Source organism: Shewanella sp. SG44-6 (genome assembly GCF_014164185.1).
Taxonomy (GTDB): domain Bacteria; phylum Pseudomonadota; class Gammaproteobacteria; order Enterobacterales; family Shewanellaceae; genus Shewanella; species Shewanella vesiculosa.
On record NZ_JACJER010000009.1, the window covers coordinates 38,383 to 57,109 of the forward strand.

Annotated in this window: 15 protein-coding genes and 1 pseudogene; 7 read left to right on the forward strand and 9 right to left on the reverse strand. The window is 41.6% G+C overall.

The annotated features are described in order from the left end of the window. Positions 1-102: 102 nt before the first annotated feature. Positions 103-2,016: a U32 family peptidase gene (locus H5185_RS03035; protein WP_124015554.1), complete on the reverse strand. Its 1,914-nt coding sequence runs from the start codon at positions 2,014-2,016 to the stop codon at positions 103-105. Between the two features lie 176 nt (positions 2,017-2,192). Next, entirely contained in the window at positions 2,193-2,759 is a 567-nt protein-coding gene (locus H5185_RS03040) for a phosphoribosyltransferase (RefSeq protein ID WP_101085918.1), read from the reverse strand. Positions 2,760-3,128: 369 nt separating this feature from the next. Between H5185_RS03040 and H5185_RS03045 the strand changes: the two genes are divergently transcribed. Together H5185_RS03045 and H5185_RS03050 are read left to right on the forward strand one after the other, a co-directional pair. Further along, positions 3,129-3,794: a DNA-J related domain-containing protein gene (locus H5185_RS03045; protein WP_124015553.1), complete on the forward strand. Its 666-nt coding sequence runs from the start codon at positions 3,129-3,131 to the stop codon at positions 3,792-3,794. A 457-nt stretch (positions 3,795-4,251) separates the two neighbouring features. Continuing rightward, on the forward strand, positions 4,252-4,908 hold the full coding sequence (locus tag H5185_RS03050; protein WP_182741334.1) for a thiol:disulfide interchange protein DsbA/DsbL: 657 nt from the start codon (positions 4,252-4,254) through the stop codon (positions 4,906-4,908). A 124-nt stretch (positions 4,909-5,032) separates the two neighbouring features. Here the strand turns inward: H5185_RS03050 and H5185_RS03055 are convergent, their stop codons facing one another. Both H5185_RS03055 and hemG read right to left on the reverse strand, forming a co-directional pair. After that, the gene (locus tag H5185_RS03055) at positions 5,033-5,563 is read right to left on the reverse strand and encodes a cytochrome b/b6 domain-containing protein (RefSeq protein ID WP_182741335.1); all 531 of its coding nucleotides are present in this window, start codon (positions 5,561-5,563) and stop codon (positions 5,033-5,035) included. A 3-nt stretch (positions 5,564-5,566) separates the two neighbouring features. After that, positions 5,567-6,087: pseudogene (gene hemG / locus H5185_RS03060) on the reverse strand (menaquinone-dependent protoporphyrinogen IX dehydrogenase). Between the two features lie 306 nt (positions 6,088-6,393). Here hemG and H5185_RS03065 point away from each other — a divergent pair. Continuing rightward, positions 6,394-7,608 carry an MFS transporter gene (locus H5185_RS03065; RefSeq protein ID WP_182741336.1) on the forward strand — a complete coding sequence of 405 codons (1,215 nt, stop codon included), beginning with the start codon at positions 6,394-6,396 and terminating at the stop codon, positions 7,606-7,608. A 67-nt stretch (positions 7,609-7,675) separates the two neighbouring features. Further along, the gene (locus H5185_RS03070) at positions 7,676-8,509 is read left to right on the forward strand and encodes a TIGR03899 family protein (protein ID WP_124015548.1); all 834 of its coding nucleotides are present in this window, start codon (positions 7,676-7,678) and stop codon (positions 8,507-8,509) included. Here H5185_RS03070 and H5185_RS03075 read toward each other — a convergent pair. The 4 genes from H5185_RS03075 to H5185_RS03090 form a co-directional block, all read right to left on the reverse strand. Then, the gene (locus H5185_RS03075) at positions 8,499-9,098 is read right to left on the reverse strand and encodes a hypothetical protein (protein ID WP_182741337.1); all 600 of its coding nucleotides are present in this window, start codon (positions 9,096-9,098) and stop codon (positions 8,499-8,501) included. The genes H5185_RS03070 and H5185_RS03075 overlap by 11 nt on opposite strands. A gap of 220 nt (positions 9,099-9,318) precedes the next feature. Further along, positions 9,319-9,939 carry a glutathione S-transferase family protein gene (locus H5185_RS03080; protein ID WP_124015546.1) on the reverse strand — a complete coding sequence of 207 codons (621 nt, stop codon included), beginning with the start codon at positions 9,937-9,939 and terminating at the stop codon, positions 9,319-9,321. Between the two features lie 129 nt (positions 9,940-10,068). After that, positions 10,069-10,746, reverse strand: coding sequence for a type 1 glutamine amidotransferase domain-containing protein (locus H5185_RS03085; RefSeq protein ID WP_207891308.1), 678 nt, complete (start codon positions 10,744-10,746; stop codon positions 10,069-10,071). A 43-nt stretch (positions 10,747-10,789) separates the two neighbouring features. Next, positions 10,790-11,818 carry an NADP-dependent oxidoreductase gene (locus H5185_RS03090; protein WP_182741338.1) on the reverse strand — a complete coding sequence of 343 codons (1,029 nt, stop codon included), beginning with the start codon at positions 11,816-11,818 and terminating at the stop codon, positions 10,790-10,792. A 212-nt stretch (positions 11,819-12,030) separates the two neighbouring features. Here H5185_RS03090 and H5185_RS03095 point away from each other — a divergent pair, with 212 nt between their 5' ends. Further along, entirely contained in the window at positions 12,031-12,477 is a 447-nt protein-coding gene (locus H5185_RS03095) for a MarR family winged helix-turn-helix transcriptional regulator (protein ID WP_124015543.1), read from the forward strand. A 190-nt stretch (positions 12,478-12,667) separates the two neighbouring features. On the opposite strand, the gene H5185_RS03100 is transcribed toward H5185_RS03095, so the two are convergent. After that, positions 12,668-13,633: a GGDEF domain-containing protein gene (locus H5185_RS03100; RefSeq protein ID WP_182741339.1), complete on the reverse strand. Its 966-nt coding sequence runs from the start codon at positions 13,631-13,633 to the stop codon at positions 12,668-12,670. A gap of 589 nt (positions 13,634-14,222) precedes the next feature. Between H5185_RS03100 and H5185_RS03105 the strand changes: the two genes are divergently transcribed. Together H5185_RS03105 and H5185_RS03110 are read left to right on the forward strand one after the other, a co-directional pair. Further along, positions 14,223-15,185 carry a 2-dehydropantoate 2-reductase gene (locus H5185_RS03105; RefSeq protein WP_182697507.1) on the forward strand — a complete coding sequence of 321 codons (963 nt, stop codon included), beginning with the start codon at positions 14,223-14,225 and terminating at the stop codon, positions 15,183-15,185. 220 nt (positions 15,186-15,405) lie between these two features. Then, positions 15,406-18,699 carry a winged helix-turn-helix domain-containing protein gene (locus tag H5185_RS03110; protein ID WP_182741340.1) on the forward strand — a complete coding sequence of 1,098 codons (3,294 nt, stop codon included), beginning with the start codon at positions 15,406-15,408 and terminating at the stop codon, positions 18,697-18,699. The last annotated feature ends 28 nt before the right edge of the window (positions 18,700-18,727 follow it).

Here is an 18,727-nt window from a genome sequence, read left to right on the forward strand (position 1 = left end):
TTTAATGGCTGTTTTTTCAGCTTATTCAAAAAACTTATCCAGTGACAAGGAGAATATTGCCACTGGAAAAGCAATGATGAATAAAATATTGCTGCTACACCATTATTGTTTGACTAATTGGTTGGAGCCAACAATCATCATTTCGCATTTATGGCAGTCGAATACTAACTTCAATTTATCTTTGCCAACATCTAAAAACATCGGATCAGCTTTAATACCTTCAACTTCTTTCGGGCATAGATTAAAGCTGTAGCGGAGACAATGTTTGGTCACCATTAACGGCGCATCATGTAACACATTATTTTTTTCATAGGTGTCTTCAATTTGAATCACCCCATGTTGATGATAAAACGATTTGGCTTTTTCGTTGGCAACATTGGATAAAAAGCTCAATGCTTTTTGTGGAAAACGCGCCGTTTTATCATGCACCCACCGCTCAGGTCGTTGGTAACTGGCAACCCTTGCCGCCATTAATGCACTTACGGCATCGCGGCGTAACTCATTGACCACAGAGGCAGGTAAAAACCACATGGTTTGTGTCAGCAAATTAATCTTATTCAGCACAAAGTCGCTACTGCCAAGTTTACTAAGTTGTTTTTTCAAATTTTCAGCGGTTTTAGCCTGATCATTAGCAGGAGCTTTATCGCACACTAAAGTGACGGTGGCACTAATATTATGCACATCGGTAATCGTTAAGCCTACGCCGTCATCAGTATCAAAGAATTGCATATCGACAGCAATTTTACGGCTAGCTGAATCTTTGTTGAGGATAGCTTCGAACTTATGATCAAAGTTTCGGAACATCATCACCCCAATTTTAAGATCTTTGGGCACTTCAGTTAAATATAAGGTGTTGCCCTCTGCGCGGTTGATGCGTACACCAGAGAGTTTATCGTCAGACAAACGCTGAGTTTCATAATGCTCAACAAAGAAACACAGACCATCACCATTGTTAAAGTGAATGTCTTTACCACTTTCACTGGTATCGATTTTAATAAAGTCTTTACCGACATGAGTAATTCGGCCCACTTTTTCACCAATAAACTTAGGCGAACTAAAATGCTCAATCGCCTCGGTCCGTTCATTAACAAAATAATCGGTTTTACCGCGGTTAAAGCTTTTATCAGGATCGGGAGTAAAATTAAATTCGCAACGACCATGAGAGATAGATTCAAGATCGGCACGCTTGGCAATAATCGCATCAAGCTGCTGGCGATAATGTGCGGTAACATTCTTAAGGTAAGTAATGTCTTTTAAACGGCCTTCAATTTTAAACGAGCTAATACCCGCATCAATTAACGCCTCTAAATTATCCGTTTGATTATTATCTTTTAATGACAATAAGTGCTTATTTTCGGCTAAGACCTCGCCTTCACGCGTGGTCAAATTACAGGGTAATCGACACATTTGTGAACATTCACCGCGATTAGCACTGCGATTAGAGTAAGCGTGACTTAAATTACACAAACCACTGTAGCTGACGCACAGAGCGCCATGAATAAAGAACTCTAACTTCATTTTTGTGCTGGCTGCGATATCACGAATTTGGGGAATATTCAGCTCGCGGGCTAACACCACCTGAGAAAAACCAACTTGCTCAAAAAATACCGTTTTTTCTGGGCTGCGGTTATCGGTTTGGGTGCTGGCATGTAACGCAATAGGCGGAAGATCAAATTGTAACACCCCCATGTCTTGCACAATCAAGGCATCGACGCCCGCTTCATAAAGCTGCCAAATTAGCTTTTGGGCTTTATCAAGTTCGTCATCCATTAAAATAGTGTTTAAGGCCACAAACACCTGGGCATGATAACGATGAGCAAATTCTGCTAAGCGAGCAATGTCTTCAATACTGTTGCCAGCATTGTGACGGGCACCAAACGCTGGGCCACCAATATAAACCGCATCAGCACCATGACGAATAGCTTCAATGCCATAATCGGCATTTTTAGCGGGGGCTAAGAGTTCTAACTGGCGCTTTACAGGAGCCTCTGGGGTGAACAATTCTACAGAAACCATAATGTTAACTAAATTTCGCATCAATTCGGATAAAAAAGTGCGCCAACATACTAATATTATCGCATTGACATAAGTATGTTGGCGCACTCGCATAGTGCTTGTATTTTAGCAAACTTTACCCAAAGTTCTAAGTAAATTCGTTGCTAATAACCGCGATAAGCTGTGCAGCATTACGCTTATAAAAACAGCTCTTGGATGTTTTTAAAGTCAGCTTTGCCTTCAGCAATTTCTTGTGGGTTTAAACCAGACACTTCATGTGGGAACACTAACCAATCTTCAGATGAATGAATGAAATATTCTGGTTTTAGGTCCACTTTGGTATTTTTCGGTTTGTAGTAAGGGCAGGCAATACGGATATCCGTTGGCATGTTCAAGCGCATAAACTTTCTTAACTTACCAATAAGCGCATCAATGCTGCGCCCTGAGTCAAAGACGTCATCAACAATCAACAAACCATCACTGGCGTTAGCGTTTTCAATAATATAATGCAGACCATGTACTTTAATATTTTTATCTTGCTTATCGGTTCCAATGCCATAATAAGAAGAGGTTCTCACCGCGATGTGGTCAGTTTCAACTTTCTTAAAATCGAAATATTCTTGTACTGCAATACCGATTGGAGCACCACCGCGCCAAATACCCACAATAAACTGTGGTCGAAAGCCACTGTCATACACTTGTGCAGCGAGTCTAAATGAATCTTCCAGTAGTTGTTGCGCACTAATAAAGTGTTTATCTGTCATTGGTTAAGCCCCCGATTATTTTATTGCGGGGAATTTTATACCAAATAAAGCTTTCTTGCCTGTAAGAATAGTAATTAATTGATCAAGGTAAATAAAAAATTTAACCGCTTAATGAAATCGCAATCCCCTGTAATCAGCCAGCTGATGCTGTCCATCCTCGCTTGATTGAATCATTTGCTCGGCGCCAGATTATCAAGCACTTAAGCATTACATTCAGGTCGAGGTCCAGATCGCCAAATAAAGCTGCATATGCAGGCTCAAATCGACATCTCTGCGAGTATAAATCTACTTGTGATTAACAACGGCTATGGCATAGTGTGGTTTCATGATAAGTAGAATTTATCGCCAATTCAGGATGAATACACCACCATGTTACTCAATAAAACCTTACACTCGGCCCATGCTCCTGAATGGGACGATACAAATAAAAGCAATCAAATCAATGCAAATAAAAGTGATAATCCGCTTATATGGCCTGTGCTGAGTTTATTGCAGTCAACTAATCAAAGTTGGAAAGTGCATCATTTAGCCAGCGAGTTACAAGCCAAAGGGCTAATGCACAACCTTGATCCGTTACCGGAAAAAGATCTTTTTAAACGTAACTTTTTATTGATGAATGCCTTGTATGAATTACAAGATATATTAATGCCCAAACAGTGGTTACAAGTTAAGGCAATGGAAATCCAAATATTTAGGATTATTCCGGCCAGTGCAGATGTCCAACATATTCGCGATGGTGCATTACGCGATTACTATCTCGACTGGGCTAATTACGATGCCAGCGTTAACGTAGTGCGAGAAATGCTCGAGTCGTTCTGGTCAACTTATAAAGAGTATATTGGCGTTAATATCAAGTTAATGCATGTGGGCCAAGCCTTAAAAGTGTTTGAACTGGATGAAACTGCTACCGATAGAGACATCCGTAAACAATGGCGTAAGCTGGCGCTTAAATGGCATCCAGACCGCGATCAAGGCAATGCTGAACGTTTCCGTGAAGTGTGCGAAGCATGGCAAACTCTAAAAGAGTCGCTCTAGTCTGCAAACATAATTACCAGCTAATGGCTTAACTGCACCTTTGTATAAACCATTAGCATAACGACAACGTCGACAGTATTTGTCCCTATCATTCATAGTATCTGTCCCTATCACTCATAGTACTGCGTATAACGAGTCCACATTAACATGTTGAGTGGCGCATTGACTGTTAATCGCCAACGCTTACAGCACTCAATAACATCAACAGAGCGGAATAATCCCTGCAGCAGAAACACATCTTTTATTGCCACGTCATCACATCATCTCGCCACATGATTCAACTAGCTCACTTCAATATCCGCAGTTAACCTCATAAAGCACGCATCGGTCACGAAATTAGCGCCTTTTTAAGTGATGATTTAAGTCATAATTCAGCTTAAAAACTTACCCTATTTAACTAAAGCAGATAAGTCTATTGCTCGCGATGACTTGCCATCCACATTGATTTGAGGTTTACATGATTAAATATTTTGCCATTACACTGATGCTAATAACAGCCTCATTTAGCACACTCGCCACACCGTTTATTGCCGGTAAACATTACACTCAAATATCGAATAACATGGTGACCAGCTCACCTAAAATTACTGAGTTTTTTTCATTTTACTGCCATAACTGCTTCAACATGGAAACTCAATATCTTCCTGAAATTAAAGCGGGATTAGATAAACAGATCAGCTTTGACACTAAGCATGTAGACTTTATGAACAGTGACTTAGGCACTGAAGTAATGCGTTCACTGGCTGTTATTCACCAGGTTGGCCAAGCAGCCAAACTTAACCATGCAATGTTTAGCGCTATTCAAGGCGATGCAGGTGCTAATGGCCATGATCACAATGCTCAAGGTCACCAGCATCAATCACAAATCAATAGCCGTGAAGACATTCGAAAAGTCTTCAGCCAATTTGGCATCGATGCCGCAACCTATGACAACATCGCCGACAGCAGTAATACCGAGAAACAATTAGCCTTGTGGCGCCAGCAACAAACACTATATAAAGTGAATAGCGTCCCCACCTTTATCGTTAATGATAAATACGCTATTAATATGAATGAGATGAATAGCTTAGACCAACTAATTGAATTAATGAATTTTTTAGCTCTATCGAAATAAAAATTTACTGCGAATCCTTAGTCGAAATACAGATTAGACCTAACACTTGCAATAAAAATGGCTATCAATTGATAGCCATTTTATTTACTCACTAAACTCACAGTGCCAAACTCAGACTGAAAACCTAATCAAAAAAGTCACGTAAATGCAGTAGTCCAAGTAATGCATGCAGCAGTAATACCGTCACAAAGCAGTCGGCAAACAAACTGTGGTAATAACGTAAACTCAGGGCGTACTCACCACCTTGGGTCAACCACCAGCCAACACCCGTCACAGACACCAACAACAATAATAATAAACCTATGCCAGCAATCACGCTCAATAAGCCTTTGCCACCAGAATGAGGCAACTGGCCTTGAGCCAAACCGCTTATGTCTTGCCAGCACTGACGCCATTCGCCAACAAGCCAAGGAAAAAACTGCCGCCATTGACCCTGACGACAAACATGAAAGCTCAGCGCCACCGCTAATAAAGCACAACACAGGCCGCCATAAACATGCCAGTGATTCCACCCGCTGCTATTAGGGGCTAAACGACGCCCGATTAATATCCAAGGACTAGTAGCAATAAGTAATACGCTTAATCCGCCGGTTATCACATGCAGTTTAGTCGCGATAGAATCGAATAATTGCGATAGCCTTGTCGCTCGCTTCATCCATTATTCCTTAATGATCTGCTGCGCGAATTGATCCACTTTTTGCCAATCAGTAAATTCTACCTTAGTGTTGGGGTCGGTAGGACCTTTGGTTAGCCACATTATAAAGCGAATAATATTTCGATCTAATGCGTTGTAACCTTGGTAATCTAAATTACCACCAAATACCTGCAGCAACTTAGGTTGCCATGCACTTTGACTTAAAAACTGTTGCATATAATTGTTGGTTTGCGGCGTATTTTTGTGGGGTTTACGCGCCACTAAACTCACTGAAAAAAAACCACTGGGTTTACTTTCTAATTCCGCTCGATGGGTTTCAATAAATTGGTACAACGCCGGACGATGTTTGCCATGACGAATACTGGCACCAATATACACTTTATCAAACAAGGCTAAATCGGGAGCGTCGTCCAAAGGGCTACCGTCACCTGCTGATCTTGGCTAGCGAGTTGACGTTGTAAATACTCACATATTTGTTGAGTGTAACCATGCACACTAGAATGGATCAGTAAAATCTGACTCATGCTGACCTCTTATAGAAATCATTTAAAGTAATACAGTATCTTAGACCACCGATGGCAGAATTTACATGAAACAGATCACGTCATCATGATAAGCAATTCACCTAATATGCACTGCCTCAATGCAATGTGAAGTACTTCGCAGAAAATCATCGACCAGAAAACCCCAAATAACCAAGCTTGTGTCAGATTTATCATGGCAAATGAATCATGGACTGATAACCCCAAACGGCAGGCAAAATACAGTTCACTTAGAAAACTATTTTATGTCACTATAGATGGATAAACTTAGGGATAAGAGTTTCAACCATGTCAAACACATCACTTACACATGCTGCCCCCATTTCGATCCAACGAACAAACCCACAACACCTCCTGCTGTGGATGACCTTTGTTATGTCGATGGTATTCGCAGTTTGGCAGGCATTACTCAATAATTTTGTGATTGAACGCGCCGCATTCACCGGCGCCGAAATTGGCTTATTGCAGAGCCTAAGAGAAATACCAGGATTTTTAGCCTTTACCGCGGTATTTGTATTACTGATGATCAAAGAACAAACCTTTGCATTATCATCTTTGGCCTTGTTGTGTATTGGCGTGGGCATTACCGGCTGGTTTCCCGACGTGATTGGTCTGTATTTAACAACGGTATTGATGTCGATAGGTTTTCATTATTTTGAAACCATCAATCAATCGCTGACATTACAGTGGGTTGATAAAGCCGATGCCCCGGGATTTATGGGAAAAGCGTTAGCATGGCGATCCGCTGCGGCGCTCGTCGGTTACGGATCAATTTGGCTGGTCATGAGTTGGCTTAAACTTGACTATATCTGGATGTACAGCATCATTGGTGGTTGTGGCTTGCTCATGGTGTTTATGATGGCGGTATACTTTCCACGTTTTGCCATTGGCTCCATTCAGCACAAGCATCTAATCATGCGAAAACGCTACTGGCTGTATTATTTACTGACGTTTTTTTCTGGTGCACGCAGACAAATTTTTATGGTGTTCGCCGGCTTTATGATGGTTGAGAAATTTGGCTATTCGGTGTCTGAAATCACCGGCTTGTTTCTGATTAATTACCTAGTGAATTTATTGTTTGCCCCAAAGATTGGCCGCTTTATTGGTCGCATAGGGGAACGTAATGCGTTAATTATTGAATACCTTGGCTTAGTGCTTATTTTCAGCAGCTACGCTTATGTCAGCGATGCCAATATTGCTGCGGGTTTATATGTAATCGATCACCTGCTTTTCGCCATGGCAATTGCAATGAAAACCTATTTTCAAAAAATTGCCGATAAACAAGATATTGCCTCAACCATGTCGGTAAGCTTTACCATTAACCATATTGCCGCGGTGATTATTCCAGCGTTATTAGGTATATTGTGGTTAAGCTCGCCTAAAGCAGTATTCTTTATTGGTACAGGGTTTGCCCTATGCTCGCTCGCATTAGCATTCAATGTGCCGCGCCATCCGGTGCCGGGTAAAGAAGCCTTATGGTCTCCGTTGACTACAAAAAACTAAACGATTCAACATAAATGTCATACCCAAAAATACCTGGCGCAAACGCAAAGCACTGAGAGGATGAGTGATGGCTGATATTGATGTAACTGAGATACAAGATGACAACACTCAAGTGTCTGCGCGCAAAAAAACCTTATTGCTCGGACGCATTATCGGTTTAGCCAGTGAAGACGATTATCGTCCGTCTACCGCATCCGTTGCAGAACGGGCGCAATACCGTCAACGCAAACAACTTAGCCAACATCAAACTAATCTTGAGAGCATTTTTGCATTAGCACTTAACTATACGCCATCGGATGTGACTGGAGTGGAGTTAGATCCTGATTGGCGTTATCAATTTTTTAAGATGGCAGAACAGATCCATAATCGAAAAATGCAAGATTTATGGGCCAGAATCTTAGCCAGCGAAATCGTCAATCCAGGCAACTTTAGCCTTCGCACCTTGGCACTGTTAACACAGTTAACCTTTCGAGAAGCACAGATATTTGAAAAAGCCTTAGGCATGTCAGTTAAAATCAACACTGAGCCTAGGTTTAAATTACTTAGCAGTTATCGTATTAACGGCGGGATAAAACAATATTTTCGCAAGCACACTCAAACAAACTTTGGCCTGTCGCAATTTGGCTTACCTTATTCGAGTATTTTAACCCTAGTCGATGCGGGGATTTTGCATAAAAGCGAGTTTGAAACAGGGTTACTAAGCAGCAATGAAAACATTCAGTTAGCAATGTCTAATACTACCTTGACTCTAAAGCCTAAAGATCAGCACTTATTATTTACCTATTATCGCTTTACCAGTGTAGGTGATGAGTTGTGCCAATTAATTCAGGCCAAAAATGACAATGACTTTATCGATGCGGTTAAAGTTATGTTAGCTAAGGATTTTATCGTTAGTAGTTAATATTTTTATAAAGGTGTGCATACTTAGCTTTATGTTCGCTAAATAAAAATTGGCGCAATATTTCACGCGACTCACCTTCTGCACTAATCTTTGCCGCCATCACCCCATTTTCAGTCCTGACAGGTTCAAACAACATATTTAGATGAACACCATTAGGTAAAATCAATTGGGTTAAACGGGGCATTTTAGTGTTAAGTTCTTGCGGCACCTTAATGGTCATACCCGAGCTAGACAGGGATAACACTTCAACGTATTTCTCAGTGTCATGATCAATCACCTTGATATTTTTAACATCATCCAGTCGCCAACTACGTTCTCCGCCTCGCATATCAATCACTTCTGGGATCCCCAATTCTGGAGAGAATTGTCCAAGATCATCTATTGTTAAGGTCAATGGAAACCATAAGCGATAGTAGCTTATTTCAGCGAGCAAAGTGAGTTTGGCATTTCCCAAAATATGCGCAAGCACTTGGGGTACTTCAGTTGCGACACTTAACGAATGTTTCGATAAAGCGTTGTCTGTGCAGTCATCTGCCGGTGAAAAAACATCACTGAAATAAGCAAGTTCCTCATTTGATAAAGTTGTCATAATCTAACCTTGTAGCACGCAATAAAACCCTTGTTATAGTAACACCTTAGTATGACAGCGAACAATCTTTAACCAAAAACCAACTGTGTGGCCTGTTAAACATTGGCCTGCCGATGGTAAAAGCATAATCAATAATCTAGGGGTAACTGAATGAAAATAACCGCTGCAGCAATAAAAAAGACGAACTGAGTTCGTCTTTTAAATGGATACGCATTAATGATTAACGATCGTGTTCAGCTTCGATTTGCATCGCTTTTTTAAATGATGCATGGCTCATTAATTGCTGATAATACTTTGCAATATTTGGATATTTTTCAAACTCGCCATTTTGGCCAACAAGCTCCGCAATAAACGACATCATAATATCTGCGCCGCTAAGACTGTTGCCAACTAAATATGACTTACCTTGCAAACGGTCATTAAAGTAACTGATAACTTTTGCGGTTTCAGCATCGGCATATCCACCGATAAAGCGAGTTTCAGCCCCATCCATTTTAACAAAGATCTTCAATAATAATGGCAATGCAGCAGAACTTTCAGCAAAATGCATCCATTGTAAATAATCAATGTAATCTGCAGAACCGGGTGTCGGCATCAGCTTATCTGCACCGTAGGTTTGAATTAAATACTCAGTAATCGCACCAGACTCAGCAATAGTGTAACCGCTGGCCTCTAATACTGGAGATTTACCCAAAGGATGAACTGCTTTTAACGACTCTGGCGCTAAAAATGTGCTTGCATCACGCTGATAAGCAACCAGCTCATAGTCCACGCCCAATTCTTCTAACAACCAAATTATACGTTTTGAGCGTGATTTATTTAAGTGATGTAATTTAATCATTAAGCCGTCCTTGTAATGTTGGTGATGAAAAGTAAACCTAATGAACAACTCACTGGGTTTACTTTTATCAATCTACTTATTTGTAATCTCGAGTTAAGGTTAAGTATAACAACTCAACCAAGCAGCTGATTAGCTTAATAACGCTAACATTTTTTCAGCCACTAACTCTGATGATGCAGGGTTTTGACCTGTGACTAACTTACCATCAACCACGGCATATGGGTGCCAATCGTCACCCTTAGAGTAGGTTGCACCATTTTCCTGCAGCATGTCTTCAACTAAAAATGGCACTACGTTGGTTAACTGTACCGCTTCTTCTTCGCCATTAGTAAAACCGGTAACATTTTTACCGGCAACAAGTGGCGTTCCGTCTGGCTTTTTAGGGTATTTAAGCGCTGCAGGAGCGTGACATACCAAACCTAAAAGCTTTTCTGTTTTGTAGCATTGCTCAATTAACGCAATAGAATCTTTGTCGTTCGCTAAATCCCACAATGGACCATGGCCACCAGGATAAAATACTGCGTCATATTCTGCTACGTCAATTGATGCCAATGTATGAGTATTGGCTAACAGTGCCTGAGCTTTTTCGTCAGTAGCGAAACGACGAGTTGAATCGGTTTGAAAATCAGCTTGATCACTTTTTGGGTCTAATGGTGGCTTGCCACCCTTAGGTGAAGTAAGTACCACTTCAACACCCTTATCTGTAAATGCGTAATAAGGCGCAGCGAGTTCTTCTAACCAAAAACCGGTTTTCTCACCTGTGTCGCCTAGTGTGTCGTGAGAGGTCAATACCATTAATACTTTCATTGTTATTCCTTAAATAGTGTAAATTTATTCGTAATCACTCAGATTACAGAGGATTGTTTACTTTAATGACAATCTTGCCGAAATTTTCGCCTTTTAAAAGCCCAATAAAGGCTGAGGCCATATTTTCAAGACCCTCGATAATTTGTTCACGATACTGAATCTTGCCTTGTGCCAACCATTGGCCCATATCTTGGGCAAATTCTGGGTAGCGATCGCCATAATCGTCAAAAATAATAAAACCTTGCATCTTAATGCGCTTAACCAGCAAAGTGCCCATTAATAATGACAAACGATCGGGACCATCAGGTAAAGACGTCGCGTTATACTGAGAAATTAAGCCACAGACTGGCACCCTAGCACTGGTATTGAGTAACGGCATCACAGCATCAAATACTTTGCCGCCAACATTTTCAAAATACACATCTATGCCATCATGGCAATGTGTTGCCAGTTGCTGTGCAAAGTCAGGCGCTTTATGGTCAATACACTCGTCAAAACCGAGTACTTCTTTGGCATGGCGACATTTTTCAGCGCCACCAGCAATACCTACAACGCGGCAACCTTTTAATTTAGCAATTTGACCAACTGTTGCACCAACAGGACCAGTGGCCGCGGCAACCACAACAGTTTCACCCGCTTTGGGTGCGCCAATGTCTAATAACCCCATGTACGCAGTAAAACCGGGCATTCCCATAATGCCTAGAGCATAAGAAGGATGAGTAGGATTATCACCTAATGTCATTAAGCCTTCGCCGTCAGACACGAAGTAATCTTGCCAACCACCAAATGATAATACCCACTCACCCACTTTATAATCAGGGTGATTAGACACTTCCACTTGTGATACCGCGGCGCCAACCATGACATCATCAATAGCAACCGGCTCGGCATATGATTTAGCATCATTCATACGGCCACGCATGTAAGGATCGAGTGATAAATACACCGCACGCAATAAGACTTCACCTTCGCCAGGCACTGGTTTGTTAACGGTTTCTAAACGGAAATTATGAGCAACTGGCTCACCTTGAGGGCGGCTGGCGAGAACAATACGACGGTTTTGAGTGTTCATCTTGTATCCTTTAAATGACATAGGCACCATCAGATGGTGCACGAGAAGACAATATGACCTAAGTGATTAGCAAATGTTAAAAGCTATTCATACCTGTAATACATATCAGCTAAACACTGATACCATATACAACCAAGGTCGACTAATACGTTTCTTTTACTTAAATTGATCAGCCTAAATACCACCAACCATTTTGCGAGCTAAGCACTGATATGAATAAAAACAAACCCATGCTACTTGAGAATCAGTTCTGTTTTGCTGTCTATTCGACGTCATTGGCAATCGTGCAGCTCTATAAACCTTTACTTGACTCTATTGGGCTCACCTACACTCAATATTTAGTGATGCTAGTGCTTTGGGAGCAAGATGGTTTAAGTTTAAAAACCTTAGCCAGCAAACTTGGGCAACAATCGGGTGCATTAACTCCAGTCATCAAACGCCTTGAAACCGACGGACTGCTTAAGCGTATTCGCGAGCCTAAAGACGAGCGAGTGCTATGCATGCAATTAACCGAAAAAGGTTATCTTCTCCAACCTCGGGCCCAGCAGATCCACGAATGTATTGTTGAGCAATGCGGTATCGACCTTGCTGAACTGAGCGATCTAAAACAACGGCTGGATCAATTTAGACTAAAACTGTCTAAGCATATTGAGTTCTAACTGACTTAAGCACTCAAATTGACAGTAAATGTGCGTTGCTTGAGACACATGATAATCACGATAACTAATTGCGTGCAACTTAAATTAACAATTTTTAAGATCTATTGTTAGCTGCGTGATGCCGCCGCATTGGCTGATGCGATTAAATCGGCTTAGCCATCATACTGAAATGATCAATAATCACATGCAATTAGGCTACATTAACACTATTACGGCCGATATTTTTTGACGAATATAACGCTTTATCTGCACGCTTAAACATATCGATAAAAGTGTTGTCTTGTGAGTCTAAGGTTGAAATACCTATGCTGATGGTAATACAAGGCGCTTGCTGTTGATCGTATTGTTGCTGAGCTTTTCGTAAACGCTCAGCCAGTTCATAAGCAGAATCAATATCAGTATTGGGTAATATAATGGCAAATTCTTCACCGCCGATTCGAGCCAAAATATCCGACTCACGCGCATGTTCATTGCATATATCAGCCACCCGCTTAATCACCTCGTCGCCCACTAAGTGGCCGAAGGTATCATTAACATTCTTAAAAAAATCAATGTCGATAATCATAAATGACAGCGATTCAACATAGCGTATTGCCCGAGCAAACTCATGGTCACAGAATGCATTAAACGAACGACGATTATAAAGCCCTGTTAATGGATCGCTATTGGCAAGATGTTCCAGTTTGGCACGTAGATTATATTCTTCGGTGATAACGGTAGAAATGCCAATTAACCCCATAAGCTGGCCTCTTTTATCATATAGAGGCTGCTTAACTTCATGGTAAACATTGGTCTCGTTTTCATCCTCTACGACAAAATCATCAGATATTTCACGCTGAAGCGTTAACACCTTATGGTCATTATGCTGCAAAACATCCGCCACTTCAGGAGTGAAATAATCACTGTCTGATGTCCCTTTTAATTGTTCAAGGGTAACGCCAAAATAATCTAAAGTGAGTTGGTTACAATATACATAGCGGCAATCGGTATCTTTGACATAAATATAAGCGCCAACGTGATCGAGGATTTGTTCATAAGAATTGATAAGGTGTTTTTGTGTTTTTTCTTGTCGATACTCTTTCAAATTAGCAAACAACAATAAAGCGATCAAAGCCAATAAGATAGAAACTAATAACGCGAGAGTATCAATCGACATGAGCATTCCTTAGCTACAATCAACATCCGTATGAATTCATTATTGACGCCTTGAAGTGGAAGAACCTTCTACAGGTTTATAGTGAAGAGTACTGTATAAACACAATTTGCTATTATGCGAACACTAGCGCTAAAAATCAAATAGATTATTCTCTTGTTGAATAACTAATTGATTTTTAATTATTAAAAAAATAAAACTGCGGCATTGTGGCTATTTGAACCATCATTGTACCGCAACAAGTTAGCACTAGCGTTTATATATAACCCCGGCCTACATCACAAAAGGCAGATTAATGCCTTGGGCAGCATGGGCATGGCTGACAACCTTGCGGCCTAATACATGGGCCGTATCATAACCTCTTTAAATTCATCATCGTCCATTTGCTTTTAATGTCGGCGGCATCTGCGTGAATTGACATGGCGATAACACTAAATCTCAGCGCTGCAAGGTGATTATGGTTCATTGTAGTTCTGTTATTATTTTTAAATTTCTACACGGCTAAAAATGCTGATATGTTACAAGTCATCACAGCCTCGGGGGTTGGATTGAAAGCTTAGCTTACTAATAATAAAAAAAGAGACATAATCCAATGAGAATTGCAATTTATGGCGCGGGTTCTACTGGCTGCTATTTAGCCGGCCAGCTGTGTTTGTCTGGTTTTGATGTTAGCCTCATTTGCAGGCCGACGATGAAAAAAAACATTATCGCCAATAACGGTATTACCTTAAGTGACTACCAAGGCTTTTTACAAACCGTCATGCCACCAGCCATTATCACTGATATAGATCAGGCGCCAATTGACATACCATTTGATGTAATTTTCGTCACCTTAAAGTGCCACCAGGTTAGCAGTATCGCCAAGTCATTAATCGCGATAACGCACAGCGACAGCAGTATTATTTTTATGCAAAATGGCCTCGGCAGCTTCGACAGCATTAACCAGTCTCTAAGCCACTGTAATCTGCTCCAGGGCATCACCCCCTTTAATGTGTTACAACAGCCCAATAGCCGTTTTCATAAAGGTACCGAAGGCGTGTTTACCTTACAAACAAACCATCACACACAGGCAATTCAGGCAGCAATGATTAAACAGGGTTTTGGCTGCGACTTGCATCAAAATATGCTGCCAATAATTTATGGCAAGCTATTGTTAAACCTTAACAATGCATTAAATGCTCTTAGCGACTTACCCATCAAACAGCAACTCAGCCATTATGCTAGCCGTCGGCAACTGGCTCGTGCAATGACAGAATGGTTAAACGTCTGCGAAGCCGCAGACATCGAACTGCATCAATACACTAAGGTTAAACCTCAATGGTTACCGCTAATATTATCGCTACCCAATATGTTATTTACATTATTAGCTAAACAGATGCTCGATATCGATCCCAAAGCTCGTTCTTCTATGTGGCAAGACATCAAGGCGAAACGACAAACCGAAGTCGACTTTATTAATGGTGCTGTAGTTAAAATTGGCAAAAAATATGGCGTAAAAACACCGGTGAATCAATCGATAGTAGAACAAATAAAGCAGTTAGAACAAAGGGATTAAGTCAATACATAGGTGATATAGTTGTCGAGGTAACGATTGTTTTGCGGTACAATTTAATAACAAAAATACAACTGACGTAATCGCACAATATAATAAAATGTGCACAAATAAAAACGAACTCTGATAGGCCTTTTGACTGAGCTTAGCTCTGGATGAAAGTGATCATGGAGTGACTTATATTTGGCCTACATTAACGTGATTAACGCATTGGAAATCAAACATGAGCAACAGCACTTTCTTTTTTGGTGATTGGCAAATTAATCCGCAAAGTAACAGTGTTCAATCGGGTGACACAATCCGCACCCTTGAACCTAAAGCCATGGATGTATTACGCCTGCTATGCCAACACCAAGGAGAGGTACTCACCCCAGACGATATTATTCGTCAATGTTGGGGTGACATTGCCATTGGCGATAATCCACTGCATAAAGTGATGACCCAACTGCGTAAAGCATTAGGCGATCAAGCATCTAATCCGCAGTATATAGAAACCATTCGTAAACGGGGTTATCGCACCATCGCCAGTGTTGAATTTCCTGTTGGTCACCATGCTAAAGTCACCCCCGCACAATGGCAAGGCGCCTCGCCTTTTCCGGGCTTACGTGCATTTGAAACCAACGACTCCAGCGTATTTTTTGGCCGAAGTGAGCAAGTTAACACCTTATTAAATCGCATCACTAAACAAGTTGAATTCGGCCGTGCCTTCTGCTTAATCCTCGGCCCCAGCGGTACAGGTAAATCATCGCTCATTAATGCCGGTATCATGCCTAATTTGATGTCCAAAAATGGCTTTAACGGGGTTGGCGTCATTGATAATGCCAACCTAGATTTAGCCGATGTGACTAAAGACCGTTTAATTATTGATATCGCCAGTGCCATGCTCGACTGGGAAATCAATGACCAAGCGGTGTTTACCGATTGCAGTGCCGAAATGCTGGCAAACAAATTGCAAAACGACATCAATGCCGTTATTGAATATTGTCAGCTAGCTTTAGCTAATCATTCATCCATCAATGATGACAATACCCCAACATACAGTCGGCCCCATTTTTCATTGTTTATCGACCGTTTAGAAATCTTATTAGCGTCGCCATTATTTACCGAATCCGAACGCAACAATGCATTAGATATCCTCGAAAATCTTGCGGTTTCAGGGGTAATATTAATTATCAGTGCTTGCCGCAATGACTTTTATCCTCAGGTAGTAAGTCACCCAAGCCTAATGGCAGGCAAAGCCAATGGCTCACATTTTGATTTATCGGCGCCAACTCGAGCAGAGCTGATGCAAATGATCCGTTTGCCGGCCAATGCAGCTAACCTTACCTGGACACTCGATCCCGATACCGCAATGCCGCTGGACGAAATACTTTGCAGTGACGCCGCCTCAAACCCTGATGCTTTGCCCATGTTGCAATACACCTTGCAATCACTGTATTTGAACAAAGATGATGACAACCAATTATTGGTGTCTGTATACCATTCGCTTGGTGGGATTGAAGGCGCCATCGGTAAAAATGCCGAAGAAGTGCTAGGCCAATTAAGTAACAGCGAACGCGCTGCACTGCCGAAAATACTGTCGATGTTAGTCACCCTCACCGAAGACGAAAAATCAATCACCAGCAACACTGCCCGCTTGAGCGATCTCAGTAGTGATGCTGAGATAAACCTCGTCAAAGCCATGGTTGATAACCGCTTGTTTGTCTCGCATCTGCAACACGATCAAGCCTGCTTTAGTATTGCCCACGAAGCGCTATTAAGGCGCTGGCCCCGTGCGACAAAATGGATAACCGAACACAGCGACAGTTTAGCCATTAAAAGCCGTTTACAGCATCAATCTAACCGCTGGTTGGCCGAGTCAAAGAGTAATGCTTATTTACTGGCAGAAGGCAAACCATTAGTAGAAGCAAGCACATTGCTCGATAACCAATTGTTTAGTTTAGAGCCTCAAGAACTGGCACTCATTCAAGCCTCAACCAAACAAGCCAATATCGGCCGCTGGCGCCGCCGTGCAGTCATGCTAGCCCTTGTGGCACTGACACTCATTTCGGTCGCCATGAGTATTCGCAGCATTGAGGCCGAAACCCAGGCACAACAAAAACGCCTTGCAGCAGAAAACTTACTCGGTTTTATGGTCGGTGAGTTCGCCGACAAAATGCGCGGCATTGGCCGCATGGACTTGCTCGATGGGATCAGTAACAAAGCACTGGAATATTTCAGCGATTTTTCGGCCGACGATGCCAGCTATTTAAGCTTTGAAGCGCGCTTTCAACACGGCCAAACCTTAGAAGCCATGGGCGAAGTGGCTTATTCTCGCGGCAATATCGACGAGGCCCACAGCGCCTTAATCGCCGCCCGTGAGCGCATGCTGCCGTTACTCGAAATGCAACCTCAACACCTCAGTTTACTCAAAACCTTAGGTGCCAATGCTTTTTGGCTCGGCCAGCTTGAATACGATAAAAGTGATTGGCTTGCCACTCAACCATGGTTCGAACAGTATTTAACATACAGCCAAGCCATGTATCAATATGCGCCAGATGATAACGATGCGCTAATGGAATTGTCCTATGCGCAAAATTCTCTTGGCTCGATATACATGAAGCAGCAAAACTTTACCGATGCCCGTGAGGCATTTGAGCAATCATTACAACTTAAACTACAACTGTGGGATAAAGACCAAACCAATAGCCAGCTAATAGCTGATATTGCAGACACTCGCTCATGGCTTGCCAGTGCAGCTAGTGACCAAGGTGATATCAGCACGGCAATTAAAATCCATCAGCAAATTCAGCAACAATTTAACAATAACTCCTTAGAAAAGCAGCCCTACTTACTGGAACGATTATCAAGCAGTTATGCGTTACTGGCTAGATTATTAAGCTACCAAAACCATCAGCAACAAGCTTTTGAGAAAGCACAACTCAGTTTAGTGACCATCACCAATGCCCTTAAACAAGACCCTGAAAATGATGTTTGGAAAATCCAGCAATATTACGCCTACCTAAAGATGTTGGCTTATAGTACTGAGCCGATTGAACAGACTATGGGGCAGAGTCTTGACTCATTAGCAACCATGCTCGAGAAAGATATTACCTTAAACAAATCAGCCCAAAAAATAGAGGTTTGGGCAACATATCAATTGGCTGCCGCCAACTATTTGGCCTCTAAGGGACTATTGTCAGAAAGCTTAGTATATGCACAGCGAGCCATTACCTCATTTAAGCAATTAATCACTGAATTTAACCAAAGTTCACTTTATGTCGCGAGTTTAGCCCAAAGCAATATGTTAACGGCTTCATTATTGACATCCCTAGGCCAACCTAAGCAAGTTAACTCCCTATGTCAGCAAACTAAAAATCAATTGGCCGATATTATTGATAAAAATAAAGAACCGAGATTTACTATGCCCTACGCGAAGGCCCTCGATTGTCTAGGAGAGCTAGATCAACACGATGACTTAGTGCAACAGCTACAACAATCGGCCATCACAGATTATAAGTTTAACCCTAAACCCTAAACCCTAAACCCTAAACAAAAAGAAAGTA